This window comes from Bacteroides xylanisolvens XB1A (assembly GCF_000210075.1).
GTDB classification, from domain to species: Bacteria; Bacteroidota; Bacteroidia; order Bacteroidales; family Bacteroidaceae; genus Bacteroides; species Bacteroides xylanisolvens.
Genome location: NC_021017.1, coordinates 4,676,965 through 4,684,671 on the forward strand (window position 1 = coordinate 4,676,965; position 7,707 = coordinate 4,684,671).

At 40.7% G+C, this 7,707-nt stretch carries 9 protein-coding genes; all 9 read left to right on the forward strand.

Annotated elements, in window-relative coordinates:
• Positions 1-141 precede the first annotated feature (141 nt).
• Positions 142-1,401 carry a carboxypeptidase-like regulatory domain-containing protein gene (locus BXY_RS17995; protein WP_008644523.1) on the forward strand — a complete coding sequence of 420 codons (1,260 nt, stop codon included), beginning with the start codon at positions 142-144 and terminating at the stop codon, positions 1,399-1,401.
• Positions 1,402-1,451: 50 nt separating this feature from the next.
• A complete protein-coding gene (locus BXY_RS18000) occupies positions 1,452-2,003 on the forward strand; it encodes an RNA polymerase sigma-70 factor (protein ID WP_008021410.1) in 552 nt (183 codons plus the stop codon).
• Positions 2,003-2,857 (forward strand): FecR family protein, encoded by an 855-nt coding sequence (locus tag BXY_RS18005; protein WP_015532588.1) that lies wholly within the window; start codon positions 2,003-2,005, stop codon positions 2,855-2,857. The genes BXY_RS18000 and BXY_RS18005 overlap by 1 nt, the downstream gene beginning before the upstream one ends.
• 21 nt (positions 2,858-2,878) lie before the next feature.
• The gene (locus BXY_RS18010) at positions 2,879-4,423 is read left to right on the forward strand and encodes a carboxypeptidase-like regulatory domain-containing protein (protein ID WP_055235966.1); all 1,545 of its coding nucleotides are present in this window, start codon (positions 2,879-2,881) and stop codon (positions 4,421-4,423) included.
• A gap of 61 nt (positions 4,424-4,484) precedes the next feature.
• Complete coding sequence (locus tag BXY_RS18015) at positions 4,485-4,661, forward strand: DUF4250 domain-containing protein (protein ID WP_015532590.1); 177 nt, start codon at positions 4,485-4,487, stop codon at positions 4,659-4,661.
• Positions 4,662-4,963: 302 nt separating this feature from the next.
• Entirely contained in the window at positions 4,964-5,503 is a 540-nt protein-coding gene (locus BXY_RS18020) for an RNA polymerase sigma factor (RefSeq protein WP_004302175.1), read from the forward strand.
• Positions 5,504-5,507: 4 nt separating this feature from the next.
• Positions 5,508-5,852: a hypothetical protein gene (locus BXY_RS18025; RefSeq protein WP_004316888.1), complete on the forward strand. Its 345-nt coding sequence runs from the start codon at positions 5,508-5,510 to the stop codon at positions 5,850-5,852.
• Positions 5,853-5,885: 33 nt separating this feature from the next.
• Positions 5,886-6,449, forward strand: coding sequence for a hypothetical protein (locus BXY_RS18030; protein ID WP_015532592.1), 564 nt, complete (start codon positions 5,886-5,888; stop codon positions 6,447-6,449).
• Between the two features lie 48 nt (positions 6,450-6,497).
• Positions 6,498-7,707 (forward strand): carboxypeptidase-like regulatory domain-containing protein (locus BXY_RS18035; protein WP_208946847.1); only part of this gene is annotated, 1,210 nt, incomplete at its 3' end.

Here is a 7,707-nt window from a genome sequence, read left to right on the forward strand (position 1 = left end):
CGGGAAAATTACTATTAATTTCCGGATATGGTATTGAAATCTGATTTCTTTTTCTTTTTTTTGTAAAAGCTGTAGGGTATTTCCGGTTTGAGCGCTCTTATTAGTAGAAACGCAATTTATTTACCTTTAAAAAGCATCAGTATGAAGAATGTAGAAAAACACTTGGTTGGATGGCTATCAGTTTGTTTGCTGCTTTGTAGCTATCCTGTGTGGGCGCAAGGAGATGCCGGAGATTATCTTACGATTGTTGGTATGGTGAAAGACAAGCAAAATAAAAAAGCTCTGGAGAACGTAAATGTATCGGTGCATGGTAGCAATATCGGTACTGTGACCAATGCGGAAGGAGAATTTGCTTTGAAGATTAAAAAAACGGAAACCCCGCGTGAACTGGACATTTCACATATCGGTTATGTAAATACTCATATCTCTTTGGAGAAAGAAACAGCCGCTATGTTGACAGTTTGGTTGACGCCTCATTCCAATCTATTGAATGAAGTGGTGGTATTTGCCGAAAATCCACGTATAATTGTAGAGAAAGCAATCAATAAGATTCCTTTAAATTATAGTGATAAGCGTGATATGCTGACGGGATTTTACCGGGAAACCGTACAGAAAGGGCGTCGATATATCGGTATATCGGAAGCAGTGCTCGATGTGTCTAAAACAGCCTATACCAATAGAAATATAAACTATGATAAAGTACGGGTGGAGAAGGGACGTCGTCTGCTTAGTCAGAAAGCGAGTGACACATTAGCTGTCAAAGTTGTGGGTGGTCCTAATCTAGGCGTCACTTTGGATGTCGTGAAGAACAAGGGAGCGTTACTCGATTTTGAAGAATTGAATAATTACGAATTCTGGATGGCAGAATCCATGCTTATAGATAATCGTATGCAGTATGTTATTAATTTCCGCCCGAAAGTCATTCTCATGTACGCTTTATTATACGGTAAATTGTATATCGATCGTGAACGGTTGTCATTCACCCGTATAGAAATGAGTCTGGATATGCAGAATAAATCGAAGGCGACTACAGCAATTCTGTATAAGAAACCTCTCGGTTTAAGATTCAAACCGCAAGAACTCTCTTATCTGGTCACTTATAAAGATGTAGATGGAAAAACGTATCTGAACTATATTCATAACACAATCCGTTTTAAATGTGACTGGAAGCGGAAGTTGTTTTCCACGAGCTATACGGTAGCTTCCGAAATGGTAGTGACCGATAGAAAAGAAGGAGTATTGGAGAATATACCCAACAAAGAAGCTTTCAGCCTGAATCAAATATTTTATGATAAAGTAGACGAATACTGGAATCCTGACTTTTGGGGAAACTACAATATCATCGAACCTACGGAATCTTTGGAGCACGCAGTGGATAAATTGAAAAAGCAATCGAATTGAAACAGGGATAGTTTTCTTATATTTGAAGTCAATCATAAAGAAAAGCAAGTATGCTGGATGAACTGCTCATACTAAAAAAGATAAAGGAAGGTGACATAAAAGCGTTTGAGGAACTCTTTCGCCGTTACTATTTTCCTCTTTGCTGTTATGCGGCAGGCATTACCGGGCAGATGGCGGTAGCGGAAGAGATTGTAGAAGAGCTTTTCTATGTACTTTGGAAAGAAAGGGTGCGCTTACAGATTTTCCAGTCCGTTAAAAGCTATCTGTACAGGGCGACTCGCAATCAATCTTTGCAGTATTGTGAACACGAAGAAGTTAGGAATAGATACCGTGAAGCAGTATTGAACACTTCCAATCCGGAGCAGTCGACAGATCCTCATCAACAGATGGAGTATGAGGAATTACAGAAATTCATAAATAACACTCTTGAAAAGCTGCCGGTCCGCAGACGACAGATTTTTGAGATGCACCGTTTGGAGGGGCGGAAATATGTGGAGATAGCAACACAGCTTTCTCTTTCAGTAAAAACAGTAGAAGCTGAAATGACAAAAGCCCTCCGGACATTACGAGAAGAAGTTGAAACTTATATTCACATGAAGTGATGAAAACAGAAATTTATAAAATAAAGACAGATCAGGCATGGAACCGATTGTATAATCGCCTGGACAATGACCGTTTACTTGCGAAAGTTGATGAGAGAAGTCCTATACGCAAACATTCACTATGGATCAGATACGGAGCAGTTGCCGCCGTTTTGATAGGCGTCGTCTGGGGAGCTTTGTATTGGATGACCGGTTCTGAAAGAGAACCGGCACAGAATTTTCTTACACAGGAAAATCAAGGCATTTCCACTTTGGCAACGACTCTTGAAGACGGTTCTGTGGTACTTTTGGCAAAGGAAACCTCCTTATTATATCCGAAGCATTTTATTGCTGATAAACGGGAAGTGAGTTTGCAGGGAAATGCTTTCTTCGACATAGCAAAGAAGCAGGGACAACCCTTTTGGATTGATACGGAACAAGCTAAAATTGAAGTTTTGGGAACCGCTTTCAGTGTACAGAGCGATGAACATGCTCCGTTCCGTTTATCTGTACAAAGAGGGATTGTGAAAGTTACTCTAAAAAAAGGAAATCAGGAATGTTATGTAAAAGCGGGAGAGGCAGTAGTGGTGCAATCGCAACGATTAGTCGTTCTCGATGCGGATAAAGAGAATGAAGAGTGGGGGAGCTTCTTTAAACACATACGTTTTAAAGATGAATCTTTGGCGAACATTCTGAAAGTGATGAACCTGAATTCGGATAGTTTGCAGATTCAAGTGGCTTCACCTGCATTGGAGGAACGTAGGTTGACGGTTGAATTTTCTGATGAGTCTTCTGAAGTCGTAGCTACTCTGATAGCTAGCGCATTCGGTCTGCAATGTGTCCGGCAAGGGGATATTCTTTTGTTATCAGAATAAAACTCATTTAAACTTGAGAAAATGAAACAGGCTTATTGCTATCTATCCATTCTATTCATACTCTTTTTCGTAGTCGATACGATGAGAGCGGATGGGGGCGATGTATTGGAACGGATAGTTCGGCTTCCCAAGTCAAAAGGCACTGTTTATTCATTATTAGGTAATGTCTCCCAACAGTCGGGATATATGTTTATTTATGACAGTAAAGTTATTGATAATGATGCTGTCGTGAAGATAAAGGGAGGAGAACGGTCTATTCGCCAAGCAGTGTATGATATAGTAGGAGATACCGGTTTGGAGTTTCAGGTGATTGGTACTCATATTCTGATTACTCTCCCTTCGGAGAAAAAGATTCATATACAACAGGATTCCATTTCGGAGCAGCCTATTAACTTTTCCATTACCGGCACTTTGCTGGATAAGGAGACGGGTGTGCCCATCTCTTCAGCTACTGTTGGAGTGAGGCGGACATCTATCGGCAGCATAACAAATCAGAATGGAGATTTTAAACTGTCCTTACCCGATTCTTTAAAAAACGATTCGATTACCTTTTCTCATATAGGTTATCTTTCACAAGATATAGAGTTTGCTTTGTTGATTGGACGGCACAATATACTTAGTCTCGAACCTAAAGTGGTTTCTTTGCAGGAAGTAGTGATTCGTCGAAGTGAACCAAAGAAACTTTTGCGAGAAATGATTGAACGGAGGGAACAGAACTATTCGCATACTCCCGTGTATCTGACTACCTTTTATCGTGAAGGAGTTCAGTTGAAAAACAAATTCCAAAACTTGTCGGAAGCAGTGTTCAAGGTTTATAAGACATCCTCACATTCTGCAATGCCAGATCAAGTGAAGCTGTTGAAAATGAGTCGGCTAAGCAATGTGGAAGCGAAAGATAGCTTATTGGTAAAAGTGAAGTCGGGAATTCAGGCTTGTATTCAGATGGATATCATAAAAGATATGCCCGAATTCCTGATTCCCAGTATCGAGAATAGCATTTATACCTATACTTCGGAGGGCGTGACATTTTTAGAAGACCGGTTTGTAAATGTGGTGCATTTTGAACAGAAAAAAGGAATCAGTGAACCTCTTTTTTGCGGAGAACTATTCCTTGATTCTGAAACGAGCGCCTTATTGCAAGCCCGTCTGGAAGTTCATCCTGTATATGTGAAAAATGCGGCGGGTATGTTCGTCGAAAGGCGCGCACGCAATGTACGCATGATTCCTCAAAAAGTGGTATATACCATTTCTTATAAACCGTGGCAAGGAACTTATTACATACATCATATCCGGGGCGATCTTCATTTCAAAGTGAAACGTACAAAAATGCTGTTTGGCAGTCGCGACCTTCATATCTGGTTTGAGATGATTACTTGCAAGGTGGAAACCGGACAGGTAACCGCATTTTCCCGTACAGAAAGATTGCCTACCCGTACAATCTTCTCCGACACATATTTCAAATACGATGAGAACTTTTGGAAAGACTTCAATGTGATCCCATTGGAAGAAGAAATCAGCAAACTAATAGAAAAAATCTCTTTGAAGATAGAAGAAATAGGAGATTGATTTGTTTTGCCATTCAACGGGATTGCTGTACCTTTGCCCCCGGTTTAAAAGATTGTATGTTATGGAATTACCAAAAGATCCGATGATGTTGTTCAGCGTCATCAATATGAAGTTGCGCGACTGCTATTCTTCACTTGACGAACTTTGTGAAGATATGAATGTGAACAAGGATGAATTAGTGAATCAGTTGAATGCCGCAGGCTTTGAATATAGTGCGGAACACAATAAGTTCTGGTAATCATCTCCTTGTTTACAGCTTATAAATAGAGTATTTCTACTAAAAACATAGTGACGCTATCCGGCAAAGATAGTGACGGTATGAGACAATGATACCGTCACTATCCCGAGCATATAGCGTCACTATAATTTTCTACCTTCATCAGAACGTCATCAGGAATCATGCGTTTATTCCTATCGTATATACCGACAATGATTTCCGCCAGTTCTCCCTCTCTTGTTAATAAAAGCAAAATACCAAATCCCATATTTAACTTCGTCAGTCTTCTGCGTTCTAACTAATAAAGTTCAGAAAAAGAATTGATGATAAACGAGAATAAAATTCGTGAAGCTTGTGCCTCGAATCGCGAACGGGGATTCAAGATGCTGATGGACTCTTTTCAGGTGCCGATATATAATTATATCCGTAGACTGGTTGTATCTCATGAAGATGCGGAAGATGTGCTTCAGGAAGTCTTTATCCGGGTATTCCGGCATATTGATCAGTTTCGCGAAGAAAGTTCGCTGTCAACTTGGATTTACCGGATTGCAACGAATGAGAGTTTACGCTTGCTTAACGGACGTAAAGATGAGGGAGTTGTTTCCGCAGAAGATGTTCAGGAAGAGTTGATGGGCAAGTTGAAGGCTTCCGATTACATTGATTATGAGAATGAGTTGGCAGTAAAGTTTCAGGAAGCTATTTTAAGTCTGCCGGAAAAGCAACGGCTGGTATTCAACTTGCGTTATTACGATGAACTTGAATATGAAGAGATCGCCCGTGTACTGGATAGTAAAGTGGATACACTAAAAGTGAATTACCACTATGCGAAAGAGAAGATAAAGGAATATATATTAAACAGATAGAACGATGAAAAAGGATTTTGATTTTGATGATATTGGAAAACGGACACCTTACCGTACCCCCGATGGATTCTTCGAGGACGTGCAACGAAAGGTGATGGAACGTGCCGGAGTGAAGCAACAGCGGAAGTCTCATACGAAGCTGATTATTTCTACGGTGATTACCATAGCAGCCGTATGGGTCGGATTTCTGTTTGTTCCGTCTTTGCGACAGGCAGATGAGGTGACAACATCTTCTTCGAAAGTATTAGCCAATGGTACGGAACCGGTAGATAAATGGATTAAAGAACTATCAGATGAGGAGTTGGAAGAGCTCGTCAGCTTCTCTGAAAATGATATATTTTTGAATTAAGTAACTCAATTAATTATTTTAAACGTGAAGATTATGAAGACTAAATTTATTTATGTAATTTTGGCCGTTCTCCTGATGGGAAGCCAGATGACTTTGTCTGCACAGAATACGGATAATAAACAAAAAAAACAGCGTCCTATACCAGAACAAATGGTGCAGATGCAGACTAAACAAATAGTAAATACATTGATGTTGGATGATGCAACGGCAGCTAAATTTACTCCGGTATACGAGAAGTATCTGAAAGAATTGCGTGAATGTCGTATGATGACTCATAAGGCGAGAACAGAGAAAACTAAAGCACAAGGCACAGACGCTAATGCTAAGAAAGAACGTCCGTCCATGACTGACGACGAGATTGCAACCATGTTGCGGAACCAGTTTACTCAAAGCCGTAAAATGCTGGATATTCGTGAAAAGTATTACAATGAATTCAGCAAGATACTTTCGCAGAAGCAGATTTTGAAGATTTATCAGCAGGAAAAGATGAATGCTAATAAATTCAGAAAGGAATTTGACCGCAGAAAAGGTCAGAAACCGGGACAGGGACACCACCAGGGACAAAGACCTCGTGCTCCGCGTCAAGGCCAGAAATAAAGATTAGGTTTATTTTATTATAGTTTTATTTTACTAAATCAACACAATTTGAACATAGGCAGCCATATTTATTCTTTTCAGTACCGTTTGATTACTTGTTATGTCTTGTTACTGATTAGTTTGACTGTTTTTGCTCAGTCCGGCAAAGAGCGTTTTTCCGGTCGTGTGATTGATACTGAAACCAATCAGCCGGTACCGTTTGCTACGGTCCGGCTTTTGGCTTTACCGGATAGTACATTGTTGGGCGGCGGTGCTACGGATGCTATCGGTAAATTTCAACTTTCCGTTTCCGTTCCTACTGCGACTAAGGCGAAGTCTTTATTATTGCAAGTTTCATATATCGGATATAAACCTGTTTTTCATCTCATTTCCATTTCCCGCAAAAGCACCTCCTATGAATTGGGAAATATCAATCTGACTCCGGAAAGTTATGCTTTGGATGAGGCCGTAGTAGTAGGTCAAGCCCCGATGGCGGTGACGGAAGGAGATACAACAGTCTTCAATGCTTCCGCCTATCGTACTCCCGAAGGTTCAATGCTTGAAGAGTTGGTGAAACAACTTCCGGGAAGCGAAATAGATGCGGACGGTAAGTTATTGATACATGGTAAGGAGGTAAAGAAGATTTTAGTAGACGGTAAAGAGTTTTTCTCTGATGACCCGAAAGCCGCCCTTAAAAACCTTCCCGTGGAGATGGTGGAGAAGTTGAAAGCCTATGAACGCCAATCAGATTTGGCGCGTCTCACTGGGATAGATGACGGAGAGGAAGAGATGATTCTGGATCTGTCTGTGAAAAAGGACATGAAATTGGGTTGGATGGAGAATTTTATGGGAGGATACGGGAGTAAAGACCGTTATGAATTAGCCAATACCTTGAACCGCTTTCGTGAAAACTCTCAATTAACGATTATCGGGAATCTGAATAATACCAATAATCAGGGATTCTCGGAATTGCAGAATGAATCTTCAAATGCTACAGGTAATATCCGTAATCGGATGGGGCTGACTACTTCCCGTTCATTGGGACTAAACGCGACTCATGACTGGAAGCGGGTTAAGTTACGTTCCAATCTTCAATACGTGGGTACAGACCGTTTGGAAGACAGCCGTACAACGGTCGACAATTTTCTTCGCGAGGATCGGTCAATCAATCTGGGCACGAACAATAGCCGGTTGCAGAATCATGAGCTGGTGGCCAATGCTTTTCTTGAATGGAAGATGGATTCTGTTACTACATTGATTTTCCGTCCTCAATATCGTT